The 19,954-nt window shown below is 44.0% G+C and carries 22 protein-coding genes and 1 pseudogene; 11 read left to right on the top strand and 12 right to left on the bottom strand.

Annotation, left to right across the window (positions count from 1 at the left end; translation table 11 throughout):
* Positions 1-215 precede the first annotated feature (215 nt).
* From aspS to QT992_RS21315, 5 genes are all read left to right on the top strand, one after another.
* Positions 216-2,003, top strand: coding sequence for an aspartate--tRNA ligase (gene aspS / locus QT992_RS21335; RefSeq protein WP_333337562.1), 1,788 nt, complete (start codon positions 216-218; stop codon positions 2,001-2,003).
* Between the two features lie 121 nt (positions 2,004-2,124).
* Entirely contained in the window at positions 2,125-2,415 is a 291-nt protein-coding gene (locus QT992_RS21330; RefSeq protein WP_333314376.1) for a hypothetical protein, read from the top strand.
* Positions 2,405-2,815, top strand: a complete 411-nt coding sequence (locus QT992_RS21325) for a putative toxin-antitoxin system toxin component, PIN family (protein WP_333337559.1) — start codon at positions 2,405-2,407, stop codon at positions 2,813-2,815. Before QT992_RS21330 ends, QT992_RS21325 begins: the two co-directional genes overlap by 11 nt.
* A 176-nt stretch (positions 2,816-2,991) precedes the next feature.
* Positions 2,992-4,140 carry an AAA family ATPase gene (locus QT992_RS21320; protein WP_333337556.1) on the top strand — a complete coding sequence of 383 codons (1,149 nt, stop codon included), beginning with the start codon at positions 2,992-2,994 and terminating at the stop codon, positions 4,138-4,140.
* Positions 4,137-4,940, top strand: a complete 804-nt coding sequence (locus tag QT992_RS21315) for a DUF3226 domain-containing protein (protein WP_333337553.1) — start codon at positions 4,137-4,139, stop codon at positions 4,938-4,940. Before QT992_RS21320 ends, QT992_RS21315 begins: the two co-directional genes overlap by 4 nt.
* Before the next feature lie 47 nt (positions 4,941-4,987).
* Here QT992_RS21315 and QT992_RS21310 read toward each other — a convergent pair whose 3' ends face one another.
* A complete protein-coding gene (locus QT992_RS21310; protein ID WP_190663608.1) occupies positions 4,988-5,221 on the bottom strand; it encodes a hypothetical protein in 234 nt (77 codons plus the stop codon).
* Between the two features lie 74 nt (positions 5,222-5,295).
* Between QT992_RS21310 and QT992_RS21305 the strand changes: the two genes are divergently transcribed.
* A complete protein-coding gene (locus QT992_RS21305) occupies positions 5,296-5,613 on the top strand; it encodes a ribbon-helix-helix domain-containing protein (protein WP_333314371.1) in 318 nt (105 codons plus the stop codon).
* A gap of 88 nt (positions 5,614-5,701) precedes the next feature.
* Here QT992_RS21305 and QT992_RS21300 read toward each other — a convergent pair whose 3' ends face one another.
* A complete protein-coding gene (locus QT992_RS21300; RefSeq protein ID WP_333337550.1) occupies positions 5,702-7,168 on the bottom strand; it encodes a glycosyltransferase family 87 protein in 1,467 nt (488 codons plus the stop codon).
* Positions 7,169-7,600: 432 nt separating this feature from the next.
* Between QT992_RS21300 and QT992_RS21295 the strand changes: the two genes are divergently transcribed.
* A complete protein-coding gene (locus QT992_RS21295; protein WP_333314368.1) occupies positions 7,601-8,779 on the top strand; it encodes a M20 family metallopeptidase in 1,179 nt (392 codons plus the stop codon).
* 254 nt (positions 8,780-9,033) lie between these two features.
* The gene (locus QT992_RS21290; protein WP_333314367.1) at positions 9,034-10,689 is read left to right on the top strand and encodes a SpoIID/LytB domain-containing protein; all 1,656 of its coding nucleotides are present in this window, start codon (positions 9,034-9,036) and stop codon (positions 10,687-10,689) included.
* A gap of 262 nt (positions 10,690-10,951) precedes the next feature.
* On the opposite strand, the gene QT992_RS21285 is transcribed toward QT992_RS21290, so the two are convergent.
* Both QT992_RS21285 and QT992_RS21280 read right to left on the bottom strand, forming a co-directional pair.
* Positions 10,952-11,251 carry a ferredoxin gene (locus QT992_RS21285; protein WP_333314365.1) on the bottom strand — a complete coding sequence of 100 codons (300 nt, stop codon included), beginning with the start codon at positions 11,249-11,251 and terminating at the stop codon, positions 10,952-10,954.
* 947 nt (positions 11,252-12,198) lie between these two features.
* Positions 12,199-12,498, bottom strand: coding sequence for a ferredoxin (locus QT992_RS21280; RefSeq protein ID WP_333109642.1), 300 nt, complete (start codon positions 12,496-12,498; stop codon positions 12,199-12,201).
* Positions 12,499-13,023: 525 nt separating this feature from the next.
* Between QT992_RS21280 and QT992_RS21275 the strand changes: the two genes are divergently transcribed.
* The 3 genes from QT992_RS21275 to QT992_RS21265 all read left to right on the top strand — a co-directional run bounded on the left by QT992_RS21275 (position 13,024) and on the right by QT992_RS21265 (position 14,984).
* Positions 13,024-14,037 (top strand): Gfo/Idh/MocA family oxidoreductase, encoded by a 1,014-nt coding sequence (locus QT992_RS21275; protein WP_333314363.1) that lies wholly within the window; start codon positions 13,024-13,026, stop codon positions 14,035-14,037.
* Between the two features lie 353 nt (positions 14,038-14,390).
* Positions 14,391-14,663 (top strand): hypothetical protein, encoded by a 273-nt coding sequence (locus tag QT992_RS21270; protein WP_333377661.1) that lies wholly within the window; start codon positions 14,391-14,393, stop codon positions 14,661-14,663.
* 57 nt (positions 14,664-14,720) lie between these two features.
* On the top strand, positions 14,721-14,984 hold the full coding sequence (locus QT992_RS21265) for a hypothetical protein (RefSeq protein ID WP_333337540.1): 264 nt from the start codon (positions 14,721-14,723) through the stop codon (positions 14,982-14,984).
* A gap of 382 nt (positions 14,985-15,366) precedes the next feature.
* Here the strand turns inward: QT992_RS21265 and QT992_RS21260 are convergent, their stop codons facing one another.
* The 8 genes and pseudogenes from QT992_RS21260 to QT992_RS21225 form a co-directional block, all read right to left on the bottom strand.
* On the bottom strand, positions 15,367-16,176 hold the full coding sequence (locus QT992_RS21260; protein WP_333314358.1) for a glucose 1-dehydrogenase: 810 nt from the start codon (positions 16,174-16,176) through the stop codon (positions 15,367-15,369).
* 66 nt (positions 16,177-16,242) lie between these two features.
* Positions 16,243-16,794, bottom strand: a pseudogene (locus QT992_RS21255) (AI-2E family transporter).
* A 17-nt stretch (positions 16,795-16,811) separates the two neighbouring features.
* Positions 16,812-17,036, bottom strand: a complete 225-nt coding sequence (locus QT992_RS21250; RefSeq protein ID WP_333314357.1) for a hypothetical protein — start codon at positions 17,034-17,036, stop codon at positions 16,812-16,814.
* A gap of 51 nt (positions 17,037-17,087) precedes the next feature.
* Positions 17,088-17,270 (bottom strand): hypothetical protein, encoded by a 183-nt coding sequence (locus QT992_RS21245; protein WP_333314355.1) that lies wholly within the window; start codon positions 17,268-17,270, stop codon positions 17,088-17,090.
* A 298-nt stretch (positions 17,271-17,568) separates the two neighbouring features.
* Positions 17,569-17,841, bottom strand: coding sequence for a hypothetical protein (locus QT992_RS21240; protein WP_333314354.1), 273 nt, complete (start codon positions 17,839-17,841; stop codon positions 17,569-17,571).
* A 479-nt stretch (positions 17,842-18,320) separates the two neighbouring features.
* Complete coding sequence (locus QT992_RS21235) at positions 18,321-18,674, bottom strand: ion channel (protein ID WP_333314353.1); 354 nt, start codon at positions 18,672-18,674, stop codon at positions 18,321-18,323.
* A gap of 128 nt (positions 18,675-18,802) precedes the next feature.
* A complete protein-coding gene (locus QT992_RS21230; protein WP_333314351.1) occupies positions 18,803-19,768 on the bottom strand; it encodes a glycosyltransferase family 2 protein in 966 nt (321 codons plus the stop codon).
* 12 nt (positions 19,769-19,780) lie between these two features.
* Complete coding sequence (locus QT992_RS21225; RefSeq protein ID WP_333314349.1) at positions 19,781-19,909, bottom strand: hypothetical protein; 129 nt, start codon at positions 19,907-19,909, stop codon at positions 19,781-19,783.
* Between the last annotated feature and the right edge of the window lie 45 nt (positions 19,910-19,954).

Here is a 19,954-nt window from a genome sequence, read left to right as displayed (position 1 = left end):
TGATATTTAAAGCACAGGCAAGATGCCTGTTCCACAAAGATTGAATTTTCTTGTGGCACAGACATCTTGGCTGTTGACATTTAAAGCACAGGCAAGATGCCTGTGCCACAAAGATTGAATTTTCTTGTGGAACAGGCATCTTGCCTGTTCACAAAAGGTTTTGACACTAAGCGCTATAATCAAAAAGCTTTATTTTTAGTCCCTAACCCCCAACCATGAGAACTTACTACTGCGGCGAACTGCGAAGCGAACACATCGGAGAGACTGTCACCCTTTACGGCTGGGTGGATCGCCGCCGCGATCATGGCGGGGTGATTTTTCTGGATGTGCGCGATCGATCGGGTATCGTGCAAATTGTCAGCGATCCTGAACGTACCCCCGATTCCTATCACGGGGCTGAGGCTTTACGCAGCGAATACGTGGTTAAAATTACTGGGCGAGTCACCAACCGCCCCCAAGATTCCCTAAACCCGAAATTGCCTACGGGTGAGGTGGAAATTTATGCTGACGAAATTGAGTTGTTGAATGCGGTTCGCAAACAGTTACCGTTTCAGGTGGCGACGGCGGAAAATGAAAGTGTGCGGGAAGATTTGCGCCTGAAGTATCGCTATTTGGACTTGCGGCGCGATCGCATGAGTCGCAATTTGCAGCTTCGCCACCAAGTAGTCAAAGCTATGCGCCGCCACCTGGAAGATGTGGGAGGTTTTATTGAAGTTGAAACACCGATTTTAACGCGATCGACTCCTGAAGGTGCGAGAGATTATTTAGTTCCCAGCCGCGTCAATTTGGGCGAATGGTACGCTTTGCCGCAGTCGCCGCAGTTGTTCAAACAATTGTTAATGGTTTCGGGTTTGGACAGATATTATCAAATTGCCCGCTGTTTCCGCGATGAAGATTTGCGCGCCGACAGACAGCCGGAATTCACACAATTAGACATGGAAATGAGTTTCATGTCTTTAGAAGAAGTTCTCGAATTAAACGAAGGTTTAGTCTCGCACATTTTCCAAAGTGTCAAAGGCGTAGAATTGCCTCGTCCTTTTCCGCGCTTGACTTACGCTGAAGCAATGGATCGCTACGGTAGCGACAAACCAGACACTCGCTTCGGTTTGGAATTAGTCGATGTTTCCGATTTGATGAAAGATTCGGGATTTAAGGTATTTTCCGGGGCGGTTGCTGCGGGCGGAATTGTGAAAGTTTTGCCGATTCCGGGCGGGAATGATGCCATTTCTAATGTGCGAATTAAACCGGCCGGCGATTTGTTTAGGGAAGCCAGCGAAGCCGGTGCGAAGGGATTGGCTTACATCCGCGTGCGGGATAACGGCGAAATTGATACGATCGGCGCTATTAAGGATAATTTGACGGAAGCACAAAAACAGGAATTGCTCGATCGCACGGGCGCGCAACCAGGTCATTTGTTGTTATTCGCAGCGGCTGATGTGACAACTGTCAATAAGACTTTGGATAGATTGCGTTTGTTCGTCGGTAACGAATTGGGATTGATTGATAAAGACAAGATGAATCTGCTGTGGGTGACAGATTTCCCGATGTTTGAATGGAACGCTGACGAGAAGCGTTTGGAAGCATTGCACCACCCGTTTACTGCGCCGCATCCCGACGATATTAATGATTTGAAAACTGCGAGAGCTCAAGCTTACGATTTGGTGTTAAACGGTACAGAAATCGGCGGCGGTTCTCTGCGGATTTATCAGCGGGAAGTTCAGGAAAAGGTGTTTGAGGCGATCGGCTTATCGACTGAGGAAGCTTACAATAAGTTTGGCTTTTTGTTGGATGCGTTTGAGTATGGAACTCCGCCCCACGGAGGCATTGCTTACGGTTTGGATCGGTTGGTGATGCTGTTGGCTGGTGAGGAATCGATTCGCGATGTGATTGCGTTTCCGAAGACGCAGCAGGCTGGTTGTTTGCTGACGAATGCGCCGGCTGGGGTGGATGAGAAGCAGTTGAAGGAGTTGCAAGTGCGATCGACTTATACACCCAAGTCATAAGTATGTAAAATACCTTGACCATTCTCAATAATCCTTTCAGGGCGGGTTCGCGTGCCCACCGCACAATAAAATTCATCTGTTGTGGAACAGGCATCTTGCCTGTTCTTGAGAATGGTGCAAGATGTGTGATAAAATAGAGTTAGAACAAAAAAAAGTTTTCGTATTAACACTTTTTTTAACGGCTATGGCAATAATTATGATTCAAGTTGATGAAAATATTAAGACAGCTTTTGAAGAAGCTAGTCCTAAGACTCAGCAAGAGTTAAGTTCGATTATTCAATTGTTTTTTAGACAAAATTTACACAATAAAACATTAACGGAGGTGATGGCAGAAATTTCCGATCGGGCTATGCAGCGAGGCTTAACGCCTGAAATTTTACAAGACATTTTAGCAGATAATAATGACGAATAGATTTGTCATTGATACGAATGTTTTAATCAGTGCTTTACTGTTTAAAACCTCAGTCCCATTTCGGGCGATTGAGTTGGCAGAAACACAAGGAATAATTTTATATTCTGAAACGACTTTAAATGAATTAGAGCAAGTTTTGAATCGTAAAAAGTTTAACAAGTATCTTTCTTTGGAAGATCGGCAGTTATTTTTACTAAAATTTATCAGTTCATCCCAATTAGTTTCTATTACAGAAAACATCACTGTTTGTCGAGATGAAAAAGATAATAGGTTTTTAGAGTTGGCTGTTAGTGGTAATGCCAATGTAATTGTTACGGGTGATTTGGATTTATTGGTATTAACTCCTTTTCAAGGAGTCGAAATTGTTACTCCCGATATGTTTATTGAGAGATTTAGTTAATGCCATAATTATATGGCACGTCTTTAGACTAAAAACACTATAATTATCATAGATGTCCTTGCGTTTCCGAAGACGCAGCAGGCGGGTTGTTTGCTGACGAATGCGCCGGCTGATGTGGATGAGAAGCAGTTGAAGAAGTTGCAAGTGCGATCGACTTATACGCCCAAGTCATAATTATGAAACACCTTGACAATTTAACCATTCATAGGTTCCGAGGTCTGCGAGATTTGAACTTGCAGGGTTTGGGCCAAATTAACATATTGGTGGGCGGGAATAACTCAGGAAAAACCAGTGTTTTAGAGGCGATATCAACCTATTGTCGCCCCTTAGATATCGGAGAATGGCTGAAAACAGCAGAGCGTCGAGAAATCAAGGCTTCTCCCACGCTTCCATTAAATGCTTTCAAATGGTTATTTCCTCAAAAAAATGAAGTACCTAAACCCATTCTTTACGTAGGAGAAACCTATATTTCGGGGAATGGTAGCTTCCAAGTTGTAGAATCTAGAGCAATCTACAACGAGATGGAACTGCTATATCAATCAGAAAAAGATCTGGAAGATAGTGCTGAAGATTGGCTAGAATCTTATGACTATACTGAATATAAGAGTTCGCACGGTGCTGAAATAGAACTCAAAGCAATATTTCGCGATCCACCAGGAGGTGATGCACGTGTCTTGGGTCGTGAATTCTCAAAAAAAATTGAATTATGGTCTAATCAAAGGCTGAGTAGAGGTGATTTTCGCAAACATCACTTCTACCCAGAATTGCCAATTGATATGGTAACACCTGTTTCTCACAGGCAGGAAAAATTAGAGTCCTATCTTCTGTCACAGGCAATACTAAGGGGATTAAAAAATGAGGTAATTAAATTACTTCAGATTGTAGATGTAGAAATAATTGACTTGGAAATTTTGTCACTTGAAGAACCTCGCCCTAGTATCTATATCAACCATAAATTATTAGGATTTTCACCTTTAAGTGCTTTTGGTGATGGAGTGCGGCGTTTGCTATTCATTGCTTTATCTATGGCAAAAGTCCGAGGTGGAGTTTTACTAATTGATGAAATAGAAACAGCAATTCATACTGAAGCACTTCGCAGTTCCTTTGCTTCCATTGTGCAGTGGTGCAAGCTGATGGATGTGCAGTTATTTGCAACGACGCACAGTTTAGAAGCGATTGATGCGATGTTGGATGCTAGCGATGCGGAGACGGACTTAGTTCTTTATCGTTTAGAGAAACGCGAGTCACAAACTAAAGCAGTTAGAATAGAACGGGAAAGATTGCAAAGATTGCGGGAGGATTTGGGTCAGGAGGTGCGCGTGTGAAATACGCCATTATTGGAGTAGAAGGACCTCACGACCAGGCATTTACAGGCAAGGTTCTCAAGCTTTTGGGTTTTAAAGATTTTCGAGAAGAGTTGAAAGGATTAAAGTCCGATTTAGACCCCTTCTGGCGCAAATTTATTCCTGTTTATCCTAAAAAAGGAAATTTGTACAAACGTCTTGATATGCCTTATATTCTGTTTAATGATACTATCTCAGTCGCAATTTATGCAGGTGAAGGAAGCAATCTTGTGACCAATTTGGATGACATTTTATTCGCAAATTCTGAGTATCAAACAAATTTGGCAGCATTCGGGATAGTTGCCGATTGCGATAAATCAACTCCCGCTCAAGTTGTTGTAAAATATAGTAATTGCTTCCGAAAATACTTTCCTAATTTTCCCAACCAAGCAGGTGTTGTAGACGACATCAATATCCCCAGAACAGGAATTTATGTGTTGCCAGATAATGCTTCACAAGGTGTGCTTGATACTTTGCTGTGCAGTTGCGGAGAGATAGCTTATCCCGCGTACATGAAGAGAGCTAATTCTTATCTAGATTCTTATCTAGATGAGTTTTCCGATCAAGATGAATTTTCTCAAAAAGAGAGGAAATCTTTAAACTGGAAAAATTTCGATCGAGAAAAAGCTTTAGTTGCTACTGTTGTAAGTGTTCTCAAACCTGGAAAGACTAATACAACAAGTATTGCTGATAATAATTGGGTCAGCGAACAGACACAGCAGCAGGTTCCTGCTTTGGCAAATTTTATTGAGTTTTTGAGCCAACTTTTGGAAGTGAGTTAATGGACGATCGCACTTCACAACAAAAAAAGTGCGATCGCCCTCAACAATTACTCTTTCCAGTAACGGGTTAAAATCCGAATTACCTCACCCGCTATCGGCGATGGTAGAGGCGGGCTCCATTCCCCAACTTCTGCAAAACCTAAAACGTGCAACAGATTAACGATGCTGTCTACCGCTTTGGGAACGCCACACAACAGCAAACGAATCGGTTGCTTACCTTGAGGTACATCAGGAATTTCTTCCCGGAGCAGTTCAGGAACTGATTTTGGCTGTGATATCATACAGTTTCTCCTAAATATGGGAGTTCAAGCCCCCACCGAACGATCGTGAGTCTGAGCGGTGGGGGTTTGGTTTTGTGTTAACTCTAAAGTATCACGGTATGCACTCCGAGTCAACCCTTGAGGGTGAAATTGATACTGTAGAGGTCAAAAAAAGGTACAATAGGGCAGTAAAAGCACACATAACAGCCTTGCCCGCAAAACTCCCCAGAATAGTTGTATATCTTCCAGAAGAACTTAAAGCAGACCTAGAGCGGTTAGCCAAATCGCATCATCGGCCGGTCTCGAATATGGTATTGACATTAATTCAAGAAGCAGTCGATGAGGCTAAATCTGAGGGGAGAATTCAAAGCGACGATCGATCGCAGCAACAGAAAATCGACAGCGACGAGTAATATCATTTAAGGTTGTTTCGGAAGGATTTAACCGCAGAGGACGCAGAGAGCACAGAGGAAGAGAAGAGAGAAATGTCTATTTCCTGCTTCAGCTCGGTTGGTCAAATTCAGCAACCTGTTTTTGACCAATAGAGGTAATTGCTAAGACTAAAACACTTAACGTAAGGCCTAAAATCGCATAACTCGGTAGTGAAAAAATAGTTACTTTAAACAAATAAGGCAATTCCCCCCCCTTCCAGTTCCACCGCTTTCCTAGAAACACCAACAGCCCGCCATGAATCACAGCGGTTTGCACCATGACACAGCCAACGCCCAATAACCAAACCGACATTCTTTGCCTAGAGAAGGCACAATTTTTAATCTGAAAGCATAAATCATTCAGCAAAAAAACCACCGCCGGTGCTAACATCACAGAACTGGTGGGCTGAGAATAGTTGATAGCAATACTCAAAGTAGAAATTAGCACCATTTCAGATAAGTCAACTTTTTTTGACCAAGCATTGCGAGATTGTTTTTTGTAAAAATACCAACTCACTAAACCAACTAGCACCAAAATAATCAAGTCAGAAAATAGCTTCGCCACGAAGGGACTATCGGGGAAAAATCTCGGCCCCATAACCCTTAAATCAAGGCGACTCATAGAAATATAAGCATTATTCGATGGATCGTTGAGCCAGAGTGGAAATCCACGAGTCGCATCCTGTATAAATCCTGTTAAAGAATTGCCCGTTACAGCTAGACCTATAACTGCCAAAAAAGTTACCGTCACTATAGATATAAAAACTAGCTTAAACCGTCTTTTGATTAAAAAATAAGGAAGAAACAATATAACTAAAGTTGGTTTAAAAAGGGCAATTCCTAAGAAAATTCCTGCAATTACATCCCGATCGTTTCTAGCATAAATCAACATCCATAACAGCAGAACCGCAATAAAAGTTGCCACATTGCCAACTTGAAGATCGAAGACAAAACCGTAGAGGAATGCAACTGATATACTACAAATAGTCCGAAAAGCTCGTGAGTGCGACACCAACAAGATATTCGCTCCCCATAAAACAAAACCTGTGGCAATAAGATGCAGCCAAGTCCAGATTGTGAATGCAGTCTTCATCGGGAAATAGCCCAAAAACCACAGCAGAGGAATGATATTAGGTGGATAAACAAAAGATGGAATAAACCCACACACTTTTGTGATGCTACAGAAACCGATGTTAAACACCTCCACATTAAAGGGACTCAAATGCTGATGGGCTAATCTACTCGCTACATAAAACCACTTAAAATCCCAGTAAGGCGGATCGGGCCGAGTAGTCAGATTGTAAACCAACCAACCGCTATAACAGAGAAATCGGGTGAGAACTAATACAATAACTGCTTGCAAAATAAAGTTAACGATAGGTTGACGACAACACTGAGTCAACCTGTGGATCGAAGGATGTTTTAAAAACAAAGAATCTTGCCATGCTGTTTTTTCGGTATCTAATCGCCAATTAAATTTGAGAAACAAAGCAACTGCAATTATAATAATTATATTCCAGACTCCAAAGCTAATCATAGGTAATAATTTTATTAAAATTACTCTTTGATGATATCACAACCAGAAATTTGATCGTGTCCGATAGATCAACCATAATATCCCGGTCGGGGCGGGTTTTTGAGATAGTAAATTATTAACAGGTATTGTTGGTGAACCCGCCCCTACAAAAATCGCGGTTGCTCGACCGGACATGATATTATCAACTAAAAATCAGCCTTTGAACCTAGAATCTAGACGTTTATTCCTGGTTTCAACCTAACTCTCTTTTCTCTCTTTTCTCTGCGTCCTCTGCGCCCTCTGCGGTGAAAAAAAGAAATCTTATTCACAAACGAAATAACATTGCCATCCAAAAGCCCGATCGCACTTTAGCCCCTTATAACCCTGTTCACCCCCAAACATATGCGTTAACCTAGTTGACTACAACTTGTACCGCACTCCCCAACTAAATTCATGCTTCCCCGCATCCAAGAATTAGCCGCCACCCTAGCACCCCGCTTAATCGAAATACGCCGCCACATCCACTCCCACCCCGAACTCAGCGGCCAAGAATATCAAACCGCCGCCTACGTAGCCGGAGTTCTCGCATCCAGTGGAGTTCACGCCATCGAAGGAATCGGCAAAACAGGAGTGCTCGGCGAACTCAAAGGCAACAGCAGCGAGTCCCGGTGGCTGGCAATTCGCACCGATATGGACGCTTTGCCGATTCAAGAACGCACAAACTTAGAATTTGCCTCTCGCAACGAGGGAGTGATGCACGCCTGCGGCCACGACATCCACACCACCGTCGGTTTGGGCGCAGCAATGATATTGTCTCAGCTAGGGGAAAAATTGCCCGGTCACGTCCGCTTCTTGTTTCAGCCGGCAGAAGAGATTGCCCAAGGTGCTCAATGGATGATTAAAGACGGGGCGATGCAAGATGTTGACGGCATCCTCGGAGTGCACGTTTTCCCGACGATTCCCGGCGGTTGCGTCGGTATCCGCCACGGGGCACTGACGGCTGCGGCAGATGACCTAGAATTGATTGTGATGGGCGAATCCGGCCACGGTGCGCGCCCCCACGAGGCGATCGACGCAATTTGGATTGCTTCTCAGATAATTACCACTTTGCAGCAGGCAATTAGCCGCACGCAAAATCCTTTGAGGCCACTGGTTTTGACGATCGGGCAAATTAACGGCGGACGAGCGCCGAACGTGATTGCCGATCGAGTAAAATTATTGGGAACCGTGCGATCGCTGCATCCCGAAACCCACGAAAACCTGCCGGCTTGGATCGAACAAATTGTTTCCAGCGTTTGCGGGACTTACGGCGCTAAGTACGAACTCACCTACAAGCGCGGCGTGCCGGGAGTCCAAAACGACCCAAAACTCACGCAATTAGTCGAAACTGCGGCTTTAGAAGCTTTAGGTCGATCGCGCGTCCAGATTTTACCAGAACCATCCCTCGGCGCGGAAGATTTTTCGATGTACTTAGAACACGCACCGGGAACCATGTTTCGCTTAGGAGTGGGACTGACTGACAAACCGAACTATCCCCTCCATCACCCGCAATTTGAGGTCGATGAAGCAGCTATAGTTACGGGCGCTGTCACCTTAGCCTATGCCGCCTACCAATATTGGAAACACCAGTAACTATGTCAGGAGCGAAAATACACAAGCTTGTAGGATGCCTAATGGCATAACGATTTTAGATTTTAGATTTAGGTCTAGGGTGCGTCCGGGATAAAATTTGCTCGGTGTAAAGTTTATTTGCGCCTACCTACCTACTTAGGAGAATTCTGCCAATTAAACCAGCCTCTCTTTCGGAATCCCGCTCTAGCAGCCGCCAAATGTGCTAACGTACAATCAAAAATCCCCAAATTTCAACTATCGGGAGATAGATAACTGTGTCCGCTCAAGCACCTCCAACTCCCCATTACAAATGGTTTAGCTGCATATCTAGCACTGTTTTCAGCGCATTGTGCCTGTTGCCTCTTTTGGGCGCTGCGGGATACGCCCAAACTCCCCAAAATAGACCCATCAAAATCGGCGTAGTGCAGCGGTTTGGCACCAAAGCAACCGACAAACTGACGCTGAAAGCATTACCGGGCGACAGCTTAACTTTGCGTTACAAAACTCCTCAAGGCATAGAAACCAAAACTGCTGCTAGCGTCAAGTTAGAAATAGCCCCGAAACCTCTGGAATCGCCCTTAGTAGAAGAACGAGTTGTTCTGAGCTCCCACCGCAGTTTCGAGAGTGCAGAAGATAGCGCCAATCAGTGGCGCGCCCAGGGAATTGAGGTAGAAATTGCTCAACCTTTTCGCTGGCAAGTTTGGGCAAAAAGAGATGTTTACAACTCTCCTTTGGTGCGGCGCTGGCTGTTGCAAAGTTTGCAAGCTCAAGGGAACACAACAGCTTTTTTGGATTCCAAAGTTTTAAAACAAATACCCCAGGCATTTTGGGTTTTAAACGGCTTTCGTTTCAACCGCAATGAGTTGGATGTGACGGCCGGGAAAAATGTGATTGAGGTATTGGAACAAACCACCCAAGAGGCGACAGCTATTGAACCAGAAAAAGCAATTCAACAAACTCACCGTTATGGCGGCAGTTTGCACCTGCAAAAAAATGCTTACGGCACTTATACTTTGGTAAATAAAGTGCTGACCGAAACTTATTTGCGGGGTGTTGTTCCTCACGAAATTGGGGCTTTTTCGCCTTACGCTTCGATTGTCGCTCAAACTATTTTAGCGAGAACCTACGCCCTGAGAAATTTGCGCCGGTTTGCTGTGGATAATTATGAGTTGTGCGCTGATGTTAACTGTCAAGTTTATAAGGGTTTGACGGAGGTTTACCCGCAAAGTGATAAGGCGATCGCCCAAACGAGCGGTTTGGTGCTAACTTACGAAAATCAGCTAGTAGACGCGCTCTATTCCGCGTCTAGCGGCGGCGTGACAGCCTCTTTTAACGATGTGTGGGAGGGCGCGGAACGTCCATATTTGCGATCGATCGTCGATTCGCCTAATAATATTTGGGATTTGTCCAAGCAGAGTTTGTCTGACGAAAACAATTTCCGCCGCTTTATCAGTTTGCAAAAAGGGTTTAATGAGGAAAAACAAGACACTTTTCGGTGGCGCGAACCTGCTTCTTTGACAGCGATTGGTGGATTTCTCAAACAGTATCTTCAGAAGAAACAGCACCCGCTGGCTAATTTGAAAACTGTCACTCAGGTGGAAGTTGTGGAAAGGTCGCCCGCAGGTCGAGTTTTGAAAATGAAGGTTCAAACTGACTTGGGCCCTATCGATATCAACAAAGACGAGATTCGCAATGCTTTTTACCCGCCGATTAGCACGCTTTTTTACCTAGAACCAATTTACAATCCCGACAAAACTCTCAACGGTTATGCTTTTGTCGGAGGCGGTTTCGGGCACGGAGTGGGAATGAGTCAGACTGGTTCTTACAATTTGGCTAATTTGGGCTGGAATGGATCTCAAATTCTGGGCTTTTATTTTCCCGGCGCTCAAGTTGTGCCGCTCAGCGATAACATTACATTTTGGCAACCATAAAATTAAACTCCCAAAATTCAGTGAGGACTTGCGTAAAAACTATCGAATGCAAGCAGGAGCAATGCAATCTCAATCCCGGATTTTTCCGAATCTTTAGCGCAAGTCCTAAAATTTTGAGATTTTAGATTTTAGATTCTAGACAGGATTTTACGAGTTAACTAAAATCTGCTATCTAAAATCTAAAATTATTCGGTCAGCTATCGCCTCAAACTGCTATTAATCAATAGCTTGGAGTTAGAGCAGATGACTGACGGCCCCCTTTTTAGTACAGCTCTTCTTCTTTGTGAGTTTCTATCGTACAGTCAGACTGGGGATAGGCGACGCAGGTGAGGATCATTCCGGCCTCGATTTGGTCGTCGTCCAAGAAAGATTGGTCGGATTGGTCAATTGTGCCTGATATAAGTTTGCCGGCGCAGGTGGAGCAAGCTCCAGCGCGACAAGAGTAGGGGAGGTCTAGTCCTGCTTCTTCCGCAGCATCGAGAATGTAAGTATCGTCCTCAACGTCAATGGTCGTGTTAAGTCCTTCGGCTTCGCTGATGAGGGTAACTTTGTAAGTTGCCATGCACTAAATCCTCTCAAAAATTCAACAAGATTGATAATTTTTCCTAATGCAACCTTCAAGGCTCTATGAGCTTTGAGGTTAGGCATTAGGTTCGTTCCCTCTATGATAGTAGGGGATAGAAGCCCGGTTGCAACACTCATTTACAAAAAATTTGAATCGGATTAGTTATCACTTTTTTTAATTTCATCTTTATTACTTATACCTACTAAAGTCGGCGATTTAAATCATCGGCACTACACAAACAAAGTCCGCGCAACGCGAGACTAAATATCAGTCGTAAAACTTTTAGATTTTAGACTTGGGATTCTAGATTGGTTTCACAGTTAATCTAAAATCTGCCATCTAAAATCTAAAATTATTTGGTCAGCTATCTGCTCAAAGAGTTACGAATTTCTAGCTGGGAGTGACAGACTGATACTTTTAATCCAGACAATCTCCGACAACCTGCGAGAATCCAAATATAGCACACTCGTCAGACAGGTCGGAGAGTATGGTGGTATCCCACAAAGCTTTAAGGAAAATCCCTAAAGCGCTACTCAAACGGGGTGTTTTCTAACCACAGTTGGGGCCTTTAAAAATTTTAGAGCCACCTAACTTTTATGGCTCTCACCGTATTTTGCACAAATTTTGGAGGTGTATTCTTCACTGGTTTTGACCAACCTCGAACCGCAAGGATTACAGAGATGCTCTCACGCCAAAGCTTGAGAGAAGTGAGAGAAAGTCCAAGTCATCATTACTGATGGTGTTATGCAGGCTACTTCAGTCTACACCAATTGTCATGAGTATTAAGTAAAAGTCTAGGAAAATATCATCCTAGTAATTGCTCCTAGGGGATTGTTTCAGTCTTAGATACAGAAACCCGGTTTCTTAACATAATTGCCGTATTTCAGCTTAATTCTGGAAACGAGCAACCGGGTTTCTTAAGGTATCGCGCGGAGCGTCCTTTTTTAGTACAGCTCTTCTTCTTTGTGAGTTTCGATCGTACAGTCAGACTGGGGATAGGCGACGCAGGTGAGGACAAATCCGGCCTCTAGTTGGTCGTCATCTAAGAAAGATTGGTCGGATTGGTCAACTTTGCCTGCTGTGATTTTGCCGGCGCAGGTGGAGCAAGCTCCAGCGCGGCAAGAGTAGGGAAGGTCGAGTCCTGCTTCTTCAGCAGCATCAAGAATGTAAGTATCGTCATCAACGTCAATGGTCTGGTTAATTCCTTCGGCTTCGCTGATGAGGGTAACTTTGTAAGTCGCCATGCACTAATCCTCTCAAAAATTCAACAAGATTGATAATTTTTCCTAATGCAACCTTCAAGGCTCTATTAGCTTTGAGGTTAGCTCTTAGGTTTGTTCCCTCTATGATAGTAGGGGAAAGAAGCAAGGTTGCAACACTTATTTACAAAAAATTTGAATGGGATTAGTTATAACTTTTTCTAATTTCATCTTTATTACTTATACCTATGTTGGGTTCAGCCTTGTGATACTGTTGCCGCAAGACTTGCGCTAAACCACCGGGTTTCTAGGAAAAATCCTATTTTGAGCCCTACAGCACAAAAACCGGGTTGTTGGTATGCCGTGTGTCGATCGAGTTTCAGCAAGACTGGCTGCAAGGCAAGTCCCTGCCGGCGTTGAAATGTATAGTTAGAATCGCATCAAGACTTGGGTGTTGAAGGCTCGATCGAATAAATCGCACCACAACCACAGCTTAAAATCGGGGCGATAGAACCCTAAAGCCCTGCACCGCAAGTCTGTAACTATCTAAAATCTTAAATCTCAAATCCCATGACTAATATTGATACTCGCTTTGGTTTTTCGGTTAATTCTCCAATTCGCGTGGGGATTGTGGGTACTGGTTTTGCCGCTAAGTTGAGGGCGGAGACAATTCAAGCTGATGGGCGATCGAACTTGGTAGCAGTTGCGGGCCACTCCCCGGATAAAACCGCAGCATTTTGTCAAAGGTTCGGGGCAGAAGCTGCGGTTTCCTGGCGCAAGCTAGTAGAAAGAGACGATTTGGATTTGGTAATTGTGTGTACGGTGAACCAGGATCACGGGGCGATCGTCCTGGCCGCGCTCGAAAATGACAAGCACGTTGTGGTGGAATATCCTCTATCTTTAGACGTATCTGAAGCCGAAAGGGCGATCGAACTTGCCACCCAAAAGCAAAAACTCCTCCACATCGAACACATCGAACTGTTAGGCGGTTTGCACCAAGCCATCAAAGAATCTTTGCCATTAGTCGGTAAAGTTTTTTACGCCCGCTACATTACTATTACTCCTCAACATCCAGCGCCACAGCGGTGGACTTATCAACATTCCCTCTTTGGCTTTCCGTTAGTTGGTGCAATTTCGCGACTGCACCGATTTACCGATTTGTTCGGGGAAGTGGCAAGCGTTAACTGTCAAGCTCAATTTTGGGACAGTCAGCCGGATTTCTACAAAGCTTGTTTGTGCAATGCACAGTTGCGCTTTGCCAATGGCCTTGTCGCTGAAGCTGTTTATGGAAAAGGAGAGACTTTTTGGCAGTCGGAAAACATTTTCACCATCTACGGAGAAGCAGGAACGCTGGTTTTCACTCCCGAATCCGGTCAATTAATTCAGGGAGAAAATCGCCGGAACCTCAAAGTAGGAACGCGGCGCGGTTTGTTTGCCAAAGACACCGATATGGTGTTGGAATCTTTGTCAAAGGGTACACCTTTGTACGTGGATAAGGCTAGTAGCTTGTACGCTTTGAAGGTGGCCGATGCTGCGAGGCGATCGAGCGAGAGTCGGCAAAATGTGGTTCTTGTAAATTCGTAAAAAGCTAGCGAGAACAAGGTTATTTAATTGGCGGAATAATCCAATATAATTAAGATTTTGCACCCTTCTCAATTACCTATTTAGTAACGGGCCATAGAGCTTGTTACACAATAAAATTCCTTCTTTGTGGAACAGGGCCGAAAGCGTGTTATTGAGAAGGGTGCAAGATTTGAGATACAGCGGTTTCCGCTGTTATGAGGTACACTAAAATATCATTGTTGTAGTCAAACCTAATGCAAGCGTATTCTCTCGCTCTCCGGCAAAAAATAGTCAAGGCTCATGGGGCAGAAAAGATGTCAACCGAGGAAAGTAGCTACTAGATTTGGGGTCAGTAAAAGTTTAGTCCAAAACTGGTGAATCTTCAAAAAACCGAGGCTAATTTACAGCCGAAACAGAGAGGCAAACCGCAATTGAGTCATCTGACAAATGCCGAACTATTCGTCAAAGCACTGGTGGCCAACCATCCAGATGGCACTGGGGTAGAGTTGTGTGAAGTATTTGCTCATCAGACTGGAAATTGGGTGAGCAGAACGGCCATGTGTCGGTATTTGCAAAAGTTAGGATTAAATCGTAAAAAAAAGCATGGTATAGTAGCCACGCCGCAACAGAAAGAGTCCAAAAATTAAGAGTAGAATATTGAGAAACGATCAAACATATTGAGCCAGAAAACCTGGTATTTTCGGATGAAACTGGGAGTTTACGCTCGCTTTACCAGAACTCATGCCCGTTCGCAACCGGGGACAAGAGTATCCTTATTTAAACCATTTTATCGAGCCGCAAAGATTACAGCTATAGGTGCAATTAGTATCAACAAAATGCGGGCAGTAATTACAATAAATGATTTAATGGATGGAGCAGCATTAGCCGTATTCATTGATAAATCTTTGTGTCCTGAATTATGGGCAGGAGCAGTAGTAGTGAAGCATAATTTACCGCTGATAAACTAGCATCAATTGTACCATTGATTGAAGCTGTAGGCGCGAGTGTTATTTGTTTATCTCCTTACTATCGCCTAGTTTAACCCTATTGAACTCTGGTGGTCACCACTCAAATCTTTTTTGCGGAGATTCGCTCCAAATAACGCATCTATGATTGATACAATAATAGCAGTTGCCCTCAATTTAATAAATCCTCAACCTTTAATAAATTGGGAAAGCAAGCTGTTGCTATTGTACCTCATAACAGCGGGAAGCGCTGTATCTGGATGACACATTAGTGCGGTTTAGTCTAGTGTCCGGCGAGTAAAGAAAGCGATCGCCCAAACAAATCCTTTTTTAGGAAAAATGACCGCGATCGCCTATTTCCTCCCCATAGTTTCTCCCACTTAATTTAGGCAGACCAAGCTTCGCGAAAGTCAGCATAGAGGGTCAATCCACCATCAATATAGAGCGTTTGTCCCGTAATGTAAGCCGCTTCATCTGATGCGAGAAAGGCAACAGATGCCGCCATTTCCTCCGATGTGCCTGCCCGTCCCATTGGGATATGGCTTTCGACTACTGCCTTTTGTTCTGGATTGTCAGTCCAGCTTTCATTAATCGGTGTAATTGTTGCACCGGGCGCAATAGCATTGACGCGGATGCCTCGGTTTGCGTATTCCAACGCTAGGGTTTTAGTCAGATTTCCCATGCCGCCTTTGCTGATGGAATAGCTGATATACATCGGGCGGGGGATGATTTCATGCACACTGGAAATATTGATAATCACCCCAGGGCGCTGCTGCTCTAACAGATGCTTAATGGTTTCCCGCGCACAGAGATATGCACCTCGCAAATTGACGGCAATTATGCGATCGAATTCATCGGTTGGCACTTCATGGGATGCGCTTTCTGTTTGAATCCCAGCATTATTAATCAGGATATCCAGACTACCAAATTTATCAATAACAGTATTCACCATACGAAGGATGTCGTCTTCTTTGGAGACATCTCCCTGAACTAATAGCGTTTCAACCCCGCATTCCGATGCTTGTCCACAGGCTTTTTGCAGAGCTATTTCTTCAGTATCTTCTGCCTCTTCTAGGCTTTTGCGATAGTTAACGGCAATGTTGCAACCTTCTTGAGCGAGACGAATGGCGATCGCCTGCCCAATGCCTGAACTCGCTCCAGTAATGAGTGCGTTTTTTCCCTTTAAACCTTTCATAATTTCTCTCCCAGAGATTCAAAAAAAAATGTTGTAATCGAAACCTCAAGCCAACTAGCTTCAACATCAACCAGAAGGTTGTTGTGTCTTTCCCCCAGGTATTTTATCAATATCCAGGAGGCTGATTATTACGCCTGCGATCGGGATCGACAGAAAAACTCTGACCAATCCAGCGACTCGCAGCCCCACTAATAGCGCAAAGAACATAATGACTGGATTTATATTAATGGAGCCTTGCATAATACGGGGCATGAGTAAGTTTTCTTCAACCTGCTGTAAGACAATGCAACCCACTCAAACTTTCAAGCTGAGCAGAATTCCTTGAGGCAGAATAATCAGGCAGATGAGGCTAATCTCAATCGTTGCGCCAATACCGGGAATCAGGTCAAATGCGCCTGCCACTGCAGCCATGAGCCGTGCATAGGGAATATCCAGCCAAATAAACACCAGAAAGGTAGAAAGGCCGAAGAAGAGTGATAATAGCAACCTACCCCAAAAGAAACCCAAAAAATTCTTTTGAACTGCCCTGGTCAAATCATCGCGTAAGCCGGGTGGAAATAGCCTCATTATCAGATTCCATAGTAGTCTACCATCTAGCAGCGTAAAGAAGCCAACCACCGCAATCACAATCACATCTAGCAAGTTGAATAACACATTTTGCTGGAACAACCCCTGCCACTGATGCCGAGGGCTTGTTCGCGCAGTTGTGTCTCAAAGGTGCTGAAATCGACTGTAATATTGCGCTTTTGCAGAAACGATTGGAGTGTTTCCAACAGTGCGATCGCCGAGACTAAAAATTGAGGAGCCTGTTCCAATAACTGCTGTGCTTGGGAAATGATAGCTAGTCCTAACGTTGCCATTAACCCACCTAGAATCAACGAGGCAAGTAAAAACACCAGCACAACCGCTACTTAACGAGGGATGAAACGAGATACAAATTTGACTGGAGAGTTCAGCACAAAGGCGAGAATGGCTGCAAAAATAGAAACAATCAGAACCGTTTCAAAATAGGCCAACACCTGCACGATCGCCCAGCCAAGCGTCCATAGTAGCAGGTAGCGAATGAGTGGAGGATTGTTCAGGTGTTCCCACATCCGATTGGTGTTAATTTTTGGATTGTCAATTACAGCCTGTCAACCTCTCCACCCTTCTTCATCGGCCTGATTCATACCAATTTAATGTGAAGTTGCACATATCTCGCTCCCCCTCGCATACCCCCTACTCCCCCTGATTGTTGGGGGACGAAAGATCGGAATCTTGTCCCCCCTTTGTAGGGGCGGTGCCAAGAGTGCCCGCCCTCTTGGCTAGGGGGGATCGGATTCTACGGAGCCTCATAAAAAATTGGTATAAAGGTTTTGCTATACCTTATTGATTTGATTTATGCTTACCTAATTATTGAAGTTTCCCTACAATCAGACCGACAAGCACAATCAGACCTAATGCTCTACGAAAGTAATTAACTCCTTGAAATAATTCTTCCCAAGCCCAAGTAAACAAAGAGCCAAAGGCTACTAGCTCCAACCCTAAATTAATTTTACCTGTTGTAACAATGAGCGTTAATAAACTAGCTACAATCCCGACACTCAGTGGTAGATTTGGCATCTGAGCTATAACAATTTGGCCTTCGCTGTCGCGGAATGTGCGATCGAACAATGTGTTTTCCATGATTTTCTCGTGTCAATGTAATAAATAGAACCAGGTTAACATTCAATACTGCGGGCATTTTTGGCAACGATACTACAAGCTTTACAGGGCAAGGCTCATAAAAAAGTCAAATTAAATGCAAGTCAGGAGTGGAGATGACATTGATTTAATTATCTGCTGGGGCTCAAAGTATTTAGAAAATCAGCCATCCCGCCCTATAAAAAATGTCCGCACTCTTGAACAGTTAAAGATTTGAGTTAGGCTTGATAAAGTTGGGTTTTTTGATTTCTAATCATAAATTTATTCTGTTGATTTTTTCCCGCCTTCTAAAATTTTTTGCGTTGAATGGTTGTACGGTAGTTTTATAGTAAAATTAAAGAATTTAAATATCCTCTCTCGCTTGGCAGAGTTTAGATTAGAATATTATCTATAATTGGACAGACATAATCGTTTGTCTACTATCGCATCGAGAGCGCTCGACCTGATGCTCAAATCAAAGGTCAGCAATTCACAGCTCTAAACCTTTTCGTGAAGCAGGCTTTAATCTCAGTTAGCAGTGCAGTAATTTCTGTTTGCAGAGCTTGAATAGATTTTGTACCCGCTATTTCTGCTCGATCGCTCTGGGCATCCTGACTCACAAAAAATGTAGCCAGCGTTGCTCTCAAATAACCGCATAGCGCGATCGCACACAACGCCAGCAAAAAACAAAGCACCCGCCCTTGGGCTGTTTTCCGAAAGTCATCAGAGCCGATCGTGCTCATCAACATTCCCGTCAACCACAGCGCAGTGCCATAGTCATTAATGCCACCAGTACCATTAGGAAGTTCGCGCTCAAACGCATAAATTCCAGCCACTCAATTATGGGGACGATCGCTATCAGTTCAGAACCCGCATTTTGAAGCTAGTCCAGGCTTCCGGTGATTCAGCAGACGCACCATACAACCGCTATGTTTAAGCCGTCAAGATAGTAAAAAAGTCCTGCTTATTTACCATTTTTTTGACCAAATGGATCGAAACCAGCAACTTCTGCCAGCGTATAAAGTGGCCGGCCCTTCACCTCCTCATAAATCCGCCCTATATACTGGCCCAAAATCCCAATACTGACCAACTGCACCGCACCCAAAAAGAAAACCGCCATAATCACAATTGTCAAACCAGTTAATGCCGAGCCCGCAGAGAAAAGACGCCAATACAAAACCAAAAAAGCCATCAAAACAGACACGAAAGCCGAAAACAAACCCAAATAAATCGACAGTTGCAGAGGGACTTTTGAAAAAGATACTAAACCATTCATCGCCAAACTTAAAGATTTTCTGAAGGTATACTTAACCTCGCCTGCAAAGCGCGGATCGCGTTCAAACTTAACCGCCGTTTGTTTAAAACCAATCCAAGCCCGCAGTCCCCGAATGTAACGATTGCGTTCTGGCATGGCGTTGAGTACATCCACCACGCACCTATCCATCAAACAAAAATCTCCGGTATCTATCGGAATATCAACATCAGCAAGATGGCGCAAGATGCGATAATACATATAAGCCGGCAACCGCTTAAACCAACCTTCTTGACGGCGTTGAGTGCGTTGAGCGTAAACAACTTGATAGCCCTGCCGCCACTGTTCTACCATATCTATAATTAGCTCTGGCGGGTCTTGCAAATCGCCGTCCATGATGACTACAACTTGACCTCTAGAAAAGTTTAAACCTGCAGTTACAGCTATTTGATGACCGAAATTGCGGGCAAAACTGAGGTAACAAATTCGCGAGTCTTTTTCGTGCAATTCTCGCAAAAGTTCGAGAGAGCGATCGCGACTGCCATCATTGATTAAAATTAATTCTACTGGGCCGTCCATTCGATCCATCACGGCACTAATTCGCCGATACAATTCAGCGAGATTTTCTTCTTCGTTATAGATAGGAATTACCAAGGAATACTTAGGTGTATCGTTCATTGCAGTTTCTGTTTAAAAATCGGCTTGCTTTTCAACCGTTAAATCAAAAGTTTCTTTTTCCCCCAACACGCTGGCTGCTTCACGAGAGAGGTTCGACAGGTAATTTCCCTCTTTGAGCCAGACAACAGCAGCCCACAACATAGCCGCGTACCAAAACTTATCTATTTTCTTAAATCCGAAAAATAA

Origin of the sequence: Microcoleus sp. T3_D1, assembly GCF_036700405.1 — a bacterium.
Lineage (GTDB): Bacteria > Cyanobacteriota > Cyanobacteriia > Cyanobacteriales > Microcoleaceae > Microcoleus.
This window is presented reverse-complemented; position numbering and strand designations above follow the sequence as displayed.